Genomic DNA, 15,449 nt, shown 5'->3' with positions numbered 1-15,449 from the left:
GCAAGAGAGGCAGACAAGTTATAAAAGGTGAAGATAAAGAAATCTACATAAGAGTCTGCGTCAAAAACTCAATATCAGTCATTGTGTTTAGTCATTCGGTCAGTAGTGGTATTTAATAATGACGATGGTGTTTTTGTTGATAAACACGAGGAGAATAGCGACAAGATATTTAGGAGAGCCATTAGTGTTCTCTTATCAGCAGACTATACGGGCTTAAAGATAGTATTGTCAATAATTTTTGCCAAAAAAGTAAAGTAATCTAGCTTTTTGCTCATAAAATCAACAAAAAAGCCACTATCTGTATCAGATAATGGCTTTGATGTTTACGATGTTTTCAGCGCTTTTACTAAGAATGACCAAAGCAAGCATGCGTTAATTTATAGATGCTTATCTAGCACTTTTGCCAATTCAGCTTTTGGCTGTAAGCCCATGACTGAATCCACTTTTTCGCCACCTTTAAATACGAATAGAGTAGGAATGTTGCGGATACCAAAACGGCTTGCCGCTTGTGGGTTGTTATCAACGTCAACTTTAACGATTTTAACTTTACCTTGGTACTCAGTCGCTAAATCTTCTAAAATAGGTGCGATGGCTTTACAAGGACCACACCATGTTGCCCAAAAATCAACTAATACTGGCACGTCAGATTGTAAGACGTCTTGGTCAAAGTTGGCATCAGTGGTATTAACAATAAGGTCTGACATAATTTTTCTCTCTTGTTTTATTATATGTGTCACCATTTATCGATAAAACAATAAATGTCATACCAAAATGATGACCAGCTAACGAATGTTAAGAATGTGTATAAATCTGCCATTATATTAACATGTTTGCCTAAAGTTGACAGACGTAGACTGGTTAAATTGTTTAACAATTACGATTAGCACAATAAATCGACACATAAGGATACAGGGTTGGCTTTTATCTGTTACCTACTGTATTTATTTCTGCCTTTAACTGCTTGTTAAGATTACTTTCATTTTGATTCTATAACGGATTCTGATTTTTATATCCGAACTGATTAATATAAGTCCATTCATATAAGTAGCCCACATTTATGCCCTTTACAGATGAAAAAATCGATGCCCTTAATGCTGAAGAAAAAACCCGTTCGCCTGAGTTTTTTCAAACATTTGCAAAAAAAGTTACCGTCTATGAAGATGAAGATATCTGGGTAGTCGATAAGCCAGCAGGACTATTGAGTGTCGACGGTAAGAGCTTGAAAGTGAGCTTGCTAGCTCGCCTTGAACGTGCCAATCCTGCCGTCAAACTGATTCATCGCCTCGATATGGATACCTCTGGCCTGCTTATTTTCGCCAAAAATGCAGCGGCACAAACCAATATTAGTAAGCAGTTCATCGACCGACTACCGCAAAAAAGTTATCAAGCACGAGTGTTTGGTCAATGGGACAGCGTTGGCGCTACTGGCAAGATATCGGTACCAGTACGTTATGAGCCTGCAACCAAACCGCGTCATATCGTCGATCCTAACTGGTCAAAACATGCGCTGACTTTATATGAAGTATTGGCGCATGAAGAATGTGATGGTCAAATAGTAACTCGCGTCCTATTAAAACCAGTCACCGGTCGTAGTCATCAGCTGCGCGTCCATATGGTACATGTCGGACATGTGATGATTGGTGACCCGATTTATGCAGAAGGTATTGCATTGGATATTGCGCCAAGACTAAATCTACATGCGCAGCAACTGCGCCTAAAACATCCAACGCTTGGAGCGTGGATGGACTGGGAAAGTCCAACACCTTTTTAGTGTTTTTGAAATAAACTAAAATCTAGCATTGTTGCAAATTACTAGATAAAGTTACTAGGTAAAGTTGCTATGGAAAATTAGTAAGGCATTCTGCGCTCTGATATGTCAGCCAACTTGCAAAACAAGGATTGTATTATGCTTAATATGACTACTGCCAAGCAGGCGCTTAAAAAGCGCTTTAAAGCTAAACCTTATTCATCAGATGCTCCTGCAGATTATGAGGTACTGATTATTGGTGCGGGTATCGCAGGCATCAGCATGGCTTGCCATTTGCAGCAGCAGAGCTCGCAAAAAAGTCATCAAAGTCTTTTTGATAGTAAAAGCGTTAAGCAGAAAAAACGCCTCAAACTTAATAGCCAACGATTTTTAATCGTAGAAAAACGTGAGGATTTGGGCGGTACATGGGATTTGTTTACCTATCCCGGTATTCGTTCTGACTCGGATGCGCTGACTTTTGGCTATAGTTTCCGTCCGTGGCTGGATCATAAGATGCTTGCAAAAGGTGCAGATATTAAAAGCTATATTGCTGATACAGCACGCGAGTTTAAGGTGGTAGAGCATATTCGCTATCAGCATGAAGTACAGCAGTTATTATGGTCAAGCGACAGTCAGCAATGGACGGCGATGATTAAAAATCATGCTACCGGTGAAGTAATGAGCTTAACGGCAAACTTTGTCGTTGGAGCGACCGGTTATTATGACTATGAAACTGGTTATAGACCACATTTTAAAAATGAAGAAAATTTCAAAGGTGAAATAGTCCACCCGCAGCATTGGCAAGACACACAATACGACGATAAAAAGGTCGTCGTCATTGGTAGTGGCGCGACGGCGATGACACTGATACCGGCATTGGTCGATGAAAGTAGTAAACAATGTGCCCGTCATGTCACCATGCTGCAACGCTCACCGACATATGTTGCAAGCGTACCAGGCGATGATCATGCGCTTGACTGGCTATCAGGTAAATTCTCACCTTTATCAAAAGCACAGGCGTACACCTTGCTGCGTACGCGCAATGTGATGTTTCAACAAGGTGTTTATCGGGTGGCGATTTATGCGCCAAAGGTGATGAAAGCCCTATTAAACCATAAAGTCAGAGAAGAGCTTAAAGGTAGTGGCGTGGATGTTGCCCATTTTAATCCGGCTTATAATCCTTGGGAAGAGCGTTTGTGTGCGGTACCTGATAGCGATTTGTTTCAAGCTTTGCATAGCAAGCGCGCTGAAGTGGTAACCGATAGCATCAGCCAGTTTACCTCAACGGGTATTGCATTAGCATCAGGCAAGCATTTGGACGCAGATATCATCGTTACTGCGACGGGTCTAAAATTACAGATGCTAGGCGGTGCAGCTTTATATGTCGACGGGGAGCCGATCGATGTAGGCGCACGAATGACCTACAAAGCAGTGATGCTTGAGGGTGTACCAAATATGGCAATCATGTTTGGCTATACCAATGCGTCTTGGACATTGAAGATTGATTTGGCCTGTCAGTATGTGCTGCGCTTACTGAGTTATATGAATAAAGAAGGATACAAAACAGTATGTGCGCAGGCTAAGACTGAGCACGAACAAGTGAAAATGCAGGCAGATACGGTGCTTGGGGCACTATCGGCAGGGTATGTCAGCCGTGCCAAGGATGAGCTGCCAAAACAAGGTGATGGCTATCCTTGGCGGGTGAACAATAACTATGTCACCGATCGCATCATGCTCAAATACCGTAAAATCAAAGATGAGTGGCTACAGTTTAGTCGTTAGAATTTGCTAATTATTAATATTACTGAGCTTGATTGATAAAATCACTGACTTGTTTACTAAGCATCTGCCACAAGGTTTCTTGCGCGCTTTTGCTGCCCCACGCATTGTGCGGACTAAATATCACGCGTGGATGCTCGCCAAGAGCCAGTAAAGGATCATTGGCAGCTATGGGTTCTTGCTCAAAAACGTCGCTGCCATACCCTAAAATCTGCTCATTGTTAATGGCATCAGCAAGCGCTTGGCTATCCACAATACCACCACGAGCGACGTTGACAAGTAGAGGTTTTTTAGTCATTTTGGCCAAGGTGTCTGCATTGATAAGGTGCTGAGTTTTCTCATTTAACGGGCAATGTAAGCTAATCACATCAGCACAAGCGAGCACTTCGTCAAACGCTGTATAGTCATCATTACGTGGCATACGCCCTTGATGCTCCGCCCACAATACCGTCATGCCAAAAGCGCGCGCAATATCAGTGACGCGTTTGCCAATGGTACCAATGCCAATAATACCCAGCGTTTTATTTTCCAAATCTATAAGCGGGATATCAAGTAGGCAAAAATTACCATTATCTGCCCACGTGCCATCGATGACTTTATTGTGATAATGCAGACCGGCACGCATGGCATTTAGCATCAGCATAAAGGTATGCTCAGGCACGCTTTTCACCGCGTAACCGGCGACGTTATAGAGCGCTATATTATGCTCAGCACAAGCATCTTGGTCAACGTTATTCATACCCGTAGCGGTCAGTTGAATAAGTTTTAGCTTTGGTAACTGAGCAATCACTTCAGCATTGATTTGCACTTTATTAGTAAAAATAATATCGGCGTCTTTGCAGCGCTCAATAATCAGCGCTTGAGGCGTATCATCGTAAGTAATGTAATCAGTAACGCCAGCGGGTGCTGGCAAGTCGACGTTATCAGAAAAAGTGCCTTTATCTAAAAAAACTGCTTGCATGATGATTCCTTATCTCGTTGTTATCGTAAATGGGTTTTGTTTATTATCGGCTTAATGTAGCACGTTGCTGCATTTAGTCAAAAAACATGTCAAAAACCACAAAGCAAAAAACCTCTACTTCAAGCTGAAATAGAGGTTTTATTTATTGAGACACCAGTTTCTTGCGCTCACTTATTTTTTTGCGCTTATAAAGAAAAACGCTTACGCAATTTACCGATCAGACTACGCACACGACTGCTCAAGTCAATGCGCACATCGTTTTCAGGATCGTGCTCGACTTCATAACGTTTGACCAATTCAGGGCTGGCTTTTAGTTTTGCATGGTGCTGGAATGCACGATTGACACTAATTTCAAGGAGGCTTGCGCGCATTGGCTTCGGTAGGCAGCGATAGACCTGACCTTTATTAATCAAATCAATCAGCAGTCCTGCATCTTGGAATTCGGTCTGTACCAATACGACTAAATGCGGCGCATCTTGTTTTAAGGTAAAGATAATCGGCGCGATATTTTCGCCGCTGACATTGATGTCGGTAATACAAACACCGATATCTTCATTCGCTAAATAATCGTAAGCTTCCTCTAAACCTTGAGCGTGCAGCACTTTATAGTTATTAGAGAATTGCTTACGTATTTGCTCAATCAACTCATTGGTCTCATCAATGACCAATAAAGTCTGCTTATTGCCTGAACTATCGAACTGCTCGGCGTCTTCGTCTGGGTTATAAGTCAAAGCGATTTCAGTGGCGCGTCCGACGACAGCGAGCAGTTCTTCAGATTTACACGGCTTGGTTAAATAACGGTAAATTTCACCATCATTAATAGAGCCAATAATCGCGTTTAAATCAGCATAGCCGGTTAATAATATACGCATGGTAGAAGGTGATACGTCTTTTACTTCGCGCAAGATATCAACGCCAACCCGCTCAGGCATACGTTGGTCACTGACTGCAACGTGTACATGGTTGTTTTTGATATAGTCGATGTATTCAGCCGGGTCAGTGGTAATAAAAACGTCATGCGTTTTACGAAATAACAGTTTCATAGAACGTAAAATACGTTGTTCATCGTCAATGAACGCCAATTTCGGTTTCGCTTCAACCCCTAACTCAGCGGTACTGATGTTATTACTGGTGTCATTTTCTAATTCATTCATGATGGTATCCTTATGATGAATAACAGTGATATAGCTTTATATAATCATTAAAATAGCAATTAAAATAACAGCAGAACCTAGCGATTATGCCGCTAGGCTTTTTTCTGTCAGATCATTATTAATGGGTAGCGTTAAGGTAAAGGTTGTGCCAACGCCTACAGTCGATACGGCTTTAATGTCGCCATTATGCTGCTCCATAATCTGCTGACTGATTGCCATACCAAGACCAGTACCTTCGCCTGCGCCTTTAGTGGTAAAGAACGGCTCAAATATCTGACTGAGCACTTCTGAGCTCATGCCTTTACCGTTATCAATGACATCAACATAAACATTGCTGTCATCGGCGCGGGTACGTACTTCGATTTTGCCATCAGATTTTTCGCCCATGGCTTGCGCGGCGTTATTGAGCAGATTGACCAAGACTTGGTTAATCTGTGACGGTGAGCATTTAATTTCAGGTGTCGGCGCAAAATCAGTGACAATCTCTTGATGTCTGATAGAGTTACCCGCGATTTTCAGCGAGGCTTCGATACATTCGCGCACATCAATGGTCTTCACTTTTGACTCATCAAGACGGGCAAAGTTACGTAGGTTTAATACCATCTCAGTGATTTGCTCGACGCCAAATAGCGAGTCTTTAATCAGCTCTTTTAGCTCAGCGGACAAATCATCTTCTTGAATTTCATCGGAAGCACGGACGATATCTGCTAATAACTTATCAATTTTGCCATCGGAAGCCGCGTCAGTTTTAACGCCTTTTAAACCTTGTACCAGTTCAATCAGCTCTTCGTATTGCTCAGTCAACTGACCGATAATCTCGAGGTTATTCTGTACATAAGATAATGGCGTGTTTACTTCATGGGCAACACCAGCAACCATTTGCCCCAACGTTGCCATTTTTTCTGAACGGATCAATTGTAGCTGCGAGCTTTTCAGCTCTTTTAGTGTGTCTTGCAGCTCAGCAGTACGTTCTTCTACTTTAATCTCTAGCTGTTGGTTAATATTGGCAAGCTTACCTTCGTTAGATTGGATACGATCTAATAGGTCGTTAATAGAGCCGTTTACCAGTCCAATCTCGTTGCGACCTGTCTTGAATTTAACTGAGCTTAGCTTGTTGTACTGCTTGTTATTAATGATGTTTTCTGCCAAAGAAATTTTATCAGTGGTTTCTTTCAATGGCTTGAATGCTAAGAAAGTTAGCATAAAGTAGATAATACCAGCGGTGATAAGGAGCGCTAATGCAATCCAGTTAATCAAGTTTTCACTTAAATTGTCGGCAATGGCGTTAATCTCAGCATCAGGTTGGACAACGATAAGTTTCCAATAGGTTTCAGGAATCTCAAAGACATAGGCTTGACTGCCGTTATAAAAGTCATCATTGGTCAGCTCAAAGCTTTGTAGCAAGCGACTATCCATAGCATTTTGCTTGTTTTCACCGTTATTTAGGTAAGCAGCATAGTTGACCAAATAATAACCTTTGGAATCACCTGTTTCTGCTTTATCAATTGTATTCAATACTTGCTGAACTTGCGGTGACACGCTAGCTGCAACTTGCTCGATAATCTCGTTACGCTGAGCTTCCAAGAAGTTTAATACTGGATTCCAAGCAGGGTCAGAGTTGATAACTTGTTTGATATCAAGTGGTGTACCGGTTGCTTCATCAATATAGCTTAAGCGTTCAGGGTTAGATGAGGCGATTACCTTATCACTGTTATCTAATAATAAAATGTAGCCTGAACCAGAGCTCTCACTCAACTTGACGATGTTCTCTTGCAACTGGTTTAGGGTAAAGTTGACCGTACTGGCACCCCAAAACTGATTGTCACGCTCAATTGCGACACCGCAGCTCATGGCAAGCTCGCCTTTGGTTTGGCTGGCGCGAACATGGTTCCAGATACAGCTGTCAGGTTTGAGTAGTTTTAAGACGCTAAACCAATCTTCTTGATAATAAGGATTGGTTGGGTTTGGATCGCTTAGTACCGCTTGATAATCACCGTTTTGGCGTACCATCAAAAACGGATGGGTTGCAGTATTGGCACCAAGAGCGCCTTTTTCTGGCCAAATGCCGCCACTACCCAATAAGTTATAGTCGCGTTTATCGAATGCATTGGCGGTACTGACTTGCAAAATATTCTCTTGCGGTGGCAGCGTTTGCGCGCTTTGCTGTAACAGCAAGGCACTACGCATGACACGATTGATGTCGGCTGAGATACTATTAACCGCGGTATTACCACGTTCAGCGACCAGCTTTGCTGACTCAAGACGGATTTTATCATGGCCTTCTTTATCAACGACATAGACAACGACCGCAAGTACGACCGCAAAAGCAATGAACAAAATAGTGGTAACTTGGGTACTGACTTGATTAAAAAAGCCAACTTTTTTAGAGGCACTCATGACGGGATTTGTCCTTGGGAGTAGGGAGCACAAAAAGAATTGCCAATGGGATGGATTGGCTACAACGAAATATATGGTTAATTTTCATCAAAATAGCTTGTTAACACTAGTCATAAACGTCAACTGAAAATAGTGTTAACATAACTTAAAATTATGATAATAAACTTAACTTATAACTTAATGGACTATTACGGACAATAGCATACTCATAATCGCTGATAAAGCATCGATAACGGTTATGAGGTCTATGCTATTTTTTATATAAGTAGTAGTTAGCTAAAAGTCTAATGACTTAGTTAAATTGAATAGCTTTGGTATTAAGAGAGATGTTCTATTGCATTTTTTAACAATACAGTAACAATTTTACGATAACAATATTTTTTGTTTACTTGCGAGTCGTTATCTTATTGGTTTATAAGCCCAACTTATGCTTAGCCTTGACTTTATCTTGCAGAAATCTGCTCTTGAAAAGTGAACTTAACGCACTCATCTAAGCGCTAACGTTATATAATGATCTGTTTTATCGACGGATTTGGCTTACAAGCTGATGTGCCTGATATATCTCGTGACAATATACTGAATGACCGTATATTGAATAAACGTATATCCAATAATTATCAGTTCGTCTATGTGACTGATCCAGCAAGCATGGCTTGCATCGTAAACTACCTATTTTCTTATCATCTGAGTACAAAAAGACATCGCCCTATGACTATCTCTATCGCTTCATTGCACAGCACCGAATTCGCCGTTGGTCAACGCTATTTATCTGATACGGAGTCCGAGCTGGGCTTAGGTGTGGTCATCGATGTAGACGACCGATGTGTGCACATTTTATTTCCGCAAAGTGAAGAGACGCGCGTTTATGCAAAAAACTCTGCGCCGTTATCTCGTGTGGTGTTTAAAGTCGGCGATAGTATCTCTGATCAGGCAGGTAAGAGCTATACAGTAAATGCTGTTGAAGAAGTGATGGGCGTGCTCAAGTACAGTGTAAATGAGCACGAGAAAGCCATCATGGAAACCCGTCTGGCTGCTAATATCACTTTGGCGAAACCACTTGAGCGTCTGCTGGCAGGTCGTATTGAGCGCAGTGATTGGTACGATTTGCGTCAAGATATTTTGCGTATGCAGTCAGCGCTTGCAGGCCATCCGCTTAAAGGCTTGATGGGCGCGCGCGTCGATATCATTGAGCATCAGCTCTATATCGCTCATGAAGTTGGCAAACGTATCGCACCGCGTGTGTTGCTTGCTGATGAAGTTGGCTTGGGTAAAACCATTGAGGCAGGTTTGATTATTCATCAGCAGCTGCTGACTGGTAAAGCTGAGCGGGTATTGATTCTTGTACCAGACAGTCTGCAATACCAATGGATGATTGAGCTGCGCCGCCGCTTTAATCTCAACTTTGCCTTGTTCGATTTGGTGCGTACCGCAGCGATTAAAGAGCACGACCCTGAGCAAAATGTCTTTATGACTGAGCAATGTGTCATCGCTGGTATGGACTTACTCCTTGACCATCCTGACTTGTATGATCAGGCGATGGAAGCAGGGTTTGATTTATTGGTCGTCGATGAAGCGCACCATTTGCACTGGGATGAAGCGCAAGGCGGCAATGATAAGTACGACCTCATTGCAGATTTTGCTGAAGAGACGGCAGGAGTCATGCTATTGACAGCGACACCTGAGCAGCTTGGGGCGCAAAGTCACTTTGCCCGTTTGCGTCTATTAGACCCAGATCGCTTTGATGACTTGGATGAGTTTATCGATGGTCAAGATGCCTTTGCAGAAACGGCAGCCGTTGCCAGCCTATTAATAGAAGATAAACCTTTAAGTGATGGACAAATTTCCGCACTGAGCAGTTTACTGACGATTAGTATCGATGAATTAGCAACGATTAACGAAGACGAAAAACTCCGTACTTATGCCCTAAATGAATTGCTAGATCGCCATGGTACGGGACGTATTTTATTCCGTAATACCCGTGAGAGTGTGAAAGGTTTTTATGGTCGTAGTAGCCAGCCTTATCCACTGCCATTACCTGAAGCATGGGTCGACAGCTATCAAACCAATGGTAAATTGCGTGAACAGCTATGGGGCGAAGAAAATCAACCTGATGGTGGCTGGTTGGAAGACGACCCACGTGTGCCTTGGCTGATTGATATCTTAAAGGGTGAGCTTAAGCACAAAAAAGTACTGTTAATTGCCCGTAGTGGTGCGACCGTTGAGAGCTTGGAAGCAGTATTGCGTCTGCATGCAGGTATTAAGACTGCTATCTTTACCGAGCAGATGACCTTGCTTGAGCGTGACCAAGCCGCGGCGTTCTTTGCTGATAGTGAAGGCGCGCAGATATTATTATGCTCAGAGATTGGGTCGGAAGGTCGTAATTTTCAGTTTGCAAGCCAGCTGATATTATGGGATTTGCCTGCCAATCCAGATACCTTGGAGCAGCGTATCGGTCGTCTAGATCGTATTGGGCAGACGCAGCAAATCATGCTACATGTACCTTATGTGCAAGGTACCGCGCAAGAGCGTCTGTATCAGTGGTATAACAATGCGCTAAATATGTTCAATCAGATCTCACCAACAGCGCAGAGCGTACAAGAGCAGTATATTCAAGAACTAAAACCGATGCTTGAGGGTGCCGATAACGACGTCAATCGTGCAATATTGGCAGATATTATCGCAGAAGCAGCACAGACACGACTGGGACTTGAAACACAATTGCAAGCTGGTCGTGATCGTTTATTAGAATACAACTCATGCCGTCCGCGCGTTGCTGGACGTATCGCTGATGCCATGCGCGATTTTGATGGGCACAATCTATTGCCGCAGTTTATCGAGCGCTTTTTTGCCTCAGCCAATATCGAGCACAATATCCAACGCGATGGCTCGTGGGTGATTTCACCGATTGACAGCACTGAGATTAGTGATTATATCGATGGTCTGCCACTCGGTGATGAAGACGGTATGACGTTGACTTTTGAGCGTGAGCAAGCGCTGCAACGTGAGGATATTGCTTTTATTACTCATGAACATCCATTGATGCAGGCGATTTATGAGCTAGCAAGTACCAGCACCTTTGGTAATACCACGGTTGCAATGCTAAAAAGTGCTGCGGTACCACAGGGCATGGTGATGTTAGAAGTGAATTTCCGCGTTGAAGCCATTGCGCCAAAACTGCTTAACTTGCCTGCAACCTTGAGCACGCAAAATATCCGCGTCTTTATCAGTGAGCAGGGCAGCGATTTGTCAGCGCGTATCAGTGCCGATATGATCATGCCGCACATTGAGCGCCTAGATAAAAACCGTGCCCGCCAAGTGATTAAAGTACGCGGCGATGTCATCGAGCAGCGTTATTATGAAGCGGAAGATATTGCTCGTCAGCAGTTGGCTGAGATTGGTGAGCAAGCAAGTGCCCGCTTTAGCCAGCAGTGGTCGCGTGAGATCAAACGTCTTAAGCATCTACAAACTATCAATCCAAACGTACGTCCAGCAGAGATTGAGCGTTTAGAGCAGCTAAAATTACAAGGCGAGCAAGCATTGGCGGGCTTGTCATTGGTGCCAGATTCTATCCGTGTATTGGTGGCAGTAAAACCATAAATTTAATACAATAGTAAAAACGAGGTGTATTTAAGCATCTCGTTTTTATTTATGACTTTTTATCATGAGTTTTCGATAATCCATTTATTGCTCATCTAAAGATTTATCTTGTATATTACTGCTATTGATTTCATATTATTTAAATTAAAACGCCATATCGGCTCAAGCCATATCGTCTTGATATTCTTTGGCGCTTATATCTAGATGCTTGGCGTTATTGATAAAAATAAGGAAAGTAATCGTCATGTCTGATTATTCACAACTAATAGATGAGCTATTGGCTACCGTCGCGCTCATCGAAGTCAGCCCTGATGTATTTGAAGGTAAAAGCCATGACTATGTCGGTGCCCGTATCTTTGGTGGGCAAGTGCTCGCACAAGCGATCATGGCAGCAGCGCATACGCTTGATGAAGACAAGCCTTGTCACTCCTTGCATGGGTATTTTTTGCGCGGCGGTGATATCAACCAGCCGGTGATTTATCAAGTGCGCCGCTTACGTGATGGGCGTAGTTTGTCCGCGCGCGAAGTAACGGCGATTCAGTATAAGCAAGTACGTGGTAAGCCGCCGGTTGAGCAAGTGATATTTTCTATGATTGCCTCTTTTTCACCGATGGAAGAGGGCTTAGAGTATCAAGAAGATATGCCTGTCTATCCACCGCCTGAAGACTTACTTGCGGAGCAGGATCTAAAAGAAGACTATGTTGGTAAAGTCCCAGAGGCATTAAAATCTCGTTTTATGCGCCGTCGTCATATCGAGATTAAACCAGTGAAACCGCGTGACCCGATCCATCCGGAACCAATGAAACCTAAGCAAGCGAACTGGCTGCGTATCCGCGAGCTTGGCAATCAACCCGTCGCGATTCAGCAAGCATTATTGGCATTTTCCTCTGATTTTTATTTGGTTGGCACGGGGCTGATGTCACATGGTATTAGCTTTATGACCAGCGGCTTGCAAGCTGCTAGTATCGATCATTCAATGCATTTTCATCGTCACTTTGACTTGAACGATTGGCTGTTATACGACATGTGGAGTGATACGACATCCAATGCGATGGGGCTCAATCATGGTCAGTTTTGGCAAGATGGGAAGTTGGTCGCGACCGTACAACAAGAAGGCTTAATGCGTTTGCGAGTGCCGAAGTCTTAAGTTTTTATATTGCTATAAATAAAAAAAGCGACTTAGAATTATTCTGAGTCGCTTTTTTATGGCGTATACAATCGTTATTTTAAGCGGATTTTTTAGTGATTATATATGTAATCCTATTCTAAAATTTTCACCATCGCTCTTGGCAATCCTAACGTTGCTTGTGCATCATCAGCGTTTAACCAATTAATATTAATTTGTGCAGATTGCAAGGCTTCGGTTATCTCAGTCACCTGTTTATCGTTTAAAGTTACTGATTGCGGGGTTAAATACCAATGAAAATGGGTCAATGAATGTTTGATAGGCGAATCATCGAGTAATGTGTTGCTGATTGATTTTGTAACCAATTGATTCTTATCTAACCACTCATTAATAATTTGCTCAGCAGTAGTAAATTCTGTCTCGTATATTTTTTCATTACTAGCTACTTCTAAAAGCTGATTATCATTCGCTGCAATTGGTTCCTTATTTTTATTCTTGTCAGCATCCTTCACGGCAACTTTTCCGCTAATTTTTTCTATAAATGCTAGCGGCAAACTCCACAGTCCGCCCCAAATGCCATTATCAGGGCGCTGTAACCAAAGTATTTCGCCATTTTCGTTTTCAATAAGCAGTGCATTACTAAATTTACTCGGTTTAGGCTGTTTCTTCGCCTTGACTGGATAGTCCGTTTCACGACCTTGCGCATGCGCTAAGCAATCATCTTGTAGTGGACATAGTAGACAAGCAGGCTTACTACGCGTGCACAAAGTTGCACCCATATCCATCATCGCTTGCGCAAACAATCCTGATTGTTCTCTAGGCGTTAAACGCTCTGCCAATGCCCACAGCTCTTTAGTCGTCGCGGACTTAGTGATGTCACCATCAATTGCTGCCCAACGCGTCAAGACACGTTTAACGTTGCCATCGCAGATGACGCCATAACGATGCAAGCCCATTGACATAATCGCCCCAGCGGTCGAAGGACCAACACCTGATATCGCTTCCCAACCTGCCAAGGTTTGCGGAAAGTCGCCAGATTCGTCAATCACAGCGACCAATTGCTTCGCGCCTTTATGCAAATTACGTGCACGCGCATAGTAGCCAAGTCCCGCCCAATGCTCCGCGATGGTGTCCCATTCTGCTGCTGCTAAATCTTGCACTGTCGGAAAGGAGTCCATAAAACGGGCAAAGTAGGGCAGCACAGTGGTCACTTGTGTCTGCTGTAGCATGACTTCTGATAGCCAAACAATATAAGGGTTTGGCGTATCGGTCTGGTGCTGTTGCCAAGGTAAGTCGTGGCGACCGTTTTCGGCAAACCAATCTAGTAGGCGGGGTGCGAATGCGTCTAAAGAAGTTAATGAGTGAGAAAATTGAGTATGCAAGAGTATTCCTTGTAAATTTAACAGGGATATATAAAATTTGGGATTAAAGTTATTTATGGGGTGTAATACGATTGATACAAGACAACAGTAGGTGAGCTTAGTTGTGAGCATCATTGGATAAAATGGCAATTAACTGTATTGTTTGCCAAGTGAGATTGTGAGGATTTTCAGATAAGTTAAAGGTGAATTATAAAGATAAAACAGGTGCGCTAGGCGCACCCTACGAGCTATGTTAATTAGTATCTACTTCCGATTCTTCCGCGTTTTAAGGCGACGTAAGCGTTTCTCTTCTTCTTTAGCGACTCTTTTTTCTTCTGACGCGATACGTTGCTCAGCGACGACAACTTCTTCAGCCTCAGTCATAGCAGGCGTCTCCAAAGTGATACGCCCAATCTTACCGCTACGCAGCTCATTCACTAGGATTTCAGACATCCGGTACGTATCGACTTTATTGCCCGCGCGCACGCAGCCACGATTGCGACCAGCTATTTCAAAGAACTCCCAATCGGTCTTAGGCAGTTCTTCAATTTTATAGCGGGTTTTTAGCAGCTCAGGATAGGCGGTTAATAAATACTCAGCGGTATAACCGGCAACATCCGCAAAATCAAACGCCGTATCACGAATGCCGCCTGTCGCCGCCAAACGATAGCCAGAGTTTTCGTTTTCAACTTTTGGCCACAGCATGCCGGGCGTGTCATAAAGCATGATATCGTCATCAAGTTTAATCAATTGCTGAGACTTGGTGACCGCTGGCTCATCACCTGTTCTAGCCACGGCGCGCCCAGCCAAAGTGTTGATCAAAGTCGATTTACCGACGTTTGGAATGCCCATAATCATGGCTTTGATTTGGCGACCGGTACCAACTTTATTGGGGACGAGTTGTTTACAGATAGCAATGATACGTTTGACATCATTGGCTTTATCAGTATCGCAAGCAATGGCTTTAACACCATTTTGCTGCTCAAGATAGTCCATCCATGCTTGGGTCAGCTCAGGATCAGCAAGGTCAGCTTTATTTAAGATTTTGATGACCGGTTTTTCACCACGTAATGCAGCGACCATCGGGTTTTCGCTGCTATAAGGAATACGCGCATCAATCACTTCGATAACCACATCCATCTGCGGCATAATTTCTTTGATTTCATTGCGGGCTTTGTTCATATGCCCAGGGAACCACTGAATACTTACTCTCTTATCCATCTGCTTTCATAACCTTTTATAAAAAATGCTCAAAGTAAGACGATCGTCATTTACTTTTCATGGTGTTCAGTTTACTACATAAGCCGCGTACGGATGCTAAAAAGTA

General features: G+C 43.1%; 10 protein-coding genes. 4 read left to right on the top strand and 6 right to left on the bottom strand.

Annotated features, from left to right (window positions below):
- Nucleotides 1–377: 377 nt before the first annotated feature.
- Nucleotides 378–704 (bottom strand): thioredoxin, encoded by a 327-nt coding sequence (gene trxA, locus M0221_RS11560; protein WP_020444406.1) that lies wholly within the window; start codon nucleotides 702–704, stop codon nucleotides 378–380.
- Between the two features lie 353 nt (nucleotides 705–1,057).
- Between trxA and M0221_RS11555 the strand changes: the two genes are divergently transcribed.
- Nucleotides 1,058–1,771, top strand: a complete 714-nt coding sequence (locus tag M0221_RS11555) for an RluA family pseudouridine synthase (protein ID WP_020444405.1) — start codon at nucleotides 1,058–1,060, stop codon at nucleotides 1,769–1,771.
- A 135-nt stretch (nucleotides 1,772–1,906) separates the two neighbouring features.
- Nucleotides 1,907–3,529 (top strand): flavin-containing monooxygenase, encoded by a 1,623-nt coding sequence (locus M0221_RS11550; RefSeq protein WP_483283880.1) that lies wholly within the window; start codon nucleotides 1,907–1,909, stop codon nucleotides 3,527–3,529.
- A 19-nt stretch (nucleotides 3,530–3,548) separates the two neighbouring features.
- On the opposite strand, the gene M0221_RS11545 is transcribed toward M0221_RS11550, so the two are convergent.
- From M0221_RS11545 to M0221_RS11535, 3 genes are all read right to left on the bottom strand, one after another.
- Nucleotides 3,549–4,487 (bottom strand): D-2-hydroxyacid dehydrogenase, encoded by a 939-nt coding sequence (locus tag M0221_RS11545; RefSeq protein ID WP_483283879.1) that lies wholly within the window; start codon nucleotides 4,485–4,487, stop codon nucleotides 3,549–3,551.
- A gap of 185 nt (nucleotides 4,488–4,672) precedes the next feature.
- On the bottom strand, nucleotides 4,673–5,641 hold the full coding sequence (locus tag M0221_RS11540; RefSeq protein WP_483283878.1) for a response regulator: 969 nt from the start codon (nucleotides 5,639–5,641) through the stop codon (nucleotides 4,673–4,675).
- 84 nt (nucleotides 5,642–5,725) lie between these two features.
- Entirely contained in the window at nucleotides 5,726–8,038 is a 2,313-nt protein-coding gene (locus M0221_RS11535) for a sensor histidine kinase (RefSeq protein ID WP_201531909.1), read from the bottom strand.
- 708 nt (nucleotides 8,039–8,746) lie between these two features.
- On the opposite strand from M0221_RS11535, the gene rapA reads away from it, so the two are divergent.
- Nucleotides 8,747–11,635: an RNA polymerase-associated protein RapA gene (gene rapA, locus M0221_RS11530; RefSeq protein WP_483283877.1), complete on the top strand. Its 2,889-nt coding sequence runs from the start codon at nucleotides 8,747–8,749 to the stop codon at nucleotides 11,633–11,635.
- A 244-nt stretch (nucleotides 11,636–11,879) separates the two neighbouring features.
- Nucleotides 11,880–12,782: an acyl-CoA thioesterase gene (locus tag M0221_RS11525; protein ID WP_020444398.1), complete on the top strand. Its 903-nt coding sequence runs from the start codon at nucleotides 11,880–11,882 to the stop codon at nucleotides 12,780–12,782.
- Nucleotides 12,783–12,895: 113 nt separating this feature from the next.
- Here M0221_RS11525 and mutY read toward each other — a convergent pair whose 3' ends face one another.
- Nucleotides 12,896–14,143: an A/G-specific adenine glycosylase gene (mutY, locus tag M0221_RS11520; protein ID WP_483283876.1), complete on the bottom strand. Its 1,248-nt coding sequence runs from the start codon at nucleotides 14,141–14,143 to the stop codon at nucleotides 12,896–12,898.
- A 243-nt stretch (nucleotides 14,144–14,386) separates the two neighbouring features.
- Nucleotides 14,387–15,343, bottom strand: a complete 957-nt coding sequence (gene ylqF / locus M0221_RS11515; RefSeq protein WP_181210664.1) for a ribosome biogenesis GTPase YlqF — start codon at nucleotides 15,341–15,343, stop codon at nucleotides 14,387–14,389.
- Between the last annotated feature and the right edge of the window lie 106 nt (nucleotides 15,344–15,449).

It is taken from the genome of Psychrobacter sp. ANT206, from assembly GCF_056880555.1.
Note: the sequence above shows the minus strand (reverse complement) of the source record. Positions and strands in the feature narration are given on the sequence as shown.

Excerpts from the sequence above, each read along its gene's own strand:
- trxA (WP_020444406.1), bottom strand. The coding sequence starts at position 704 with ATGTCAGACCTTATTGTTAATACCACTGATGCCAACTTTGACCAAGAC.
- M0221_RS11535 (WP_201531909.1), bottom strand. The coding sequence starts at position 8,038 with ATGAGTGCCTCTAAAAAAGTTGGCTTTTTTAATCAAGTCAGTACCCAA.
- ylqF (WP_181210664.1), bottom strand. The coding sequence starts at position 15,343 with ATGGATAAGAGAGTAAGTATTCAGTGGTTCCCTGGGCATATGAACAAA.
- M0221_RS11525 (WP_020444398.1), top strand. The coding sequence starts at position 11,880 with ATGTCTGATTATTCACAACTAATAGATGAGCTATTGGCTACCGTCGCG.
- M0221_RS11540 (WP_483283878.1), bottom strand. The coding sequence starts at position 5,641 with ATGAATGAATTAGAAAATGACACCAGTAATAACATCAGTACCGCTGAG.
- M0221_RS11545 (WP_483283879.1), bottom strand. The coding sequence starts at position 4,487 with ATGCAAGCAGTTTTTTTAGATAAAGGCACTTTTTCTGATAACGTCGAC.
- M0221_RS11555 (WP_020444405.1), top strand. The coding sequence starts at position 1,058 with ATGCCCTTTACAGATGAAAAAATCGATGCCCTTAATGCTGAAGAAAAA.
- rapA (WP_483283877.1), top strand. The coding sequence starts at position 8,747 with ATGACTATCTCTATCGCTTCATTGCACAGCACCGAATTCGCCGTTGGT.
- M0221_RS11550 (WP_483283880.1), top strand. The coding sequence starts at position 1,907 with ATGCTTAATATGACTACTGCCAAGCAGGCGCTTAAAAAGCGCTTTAAA.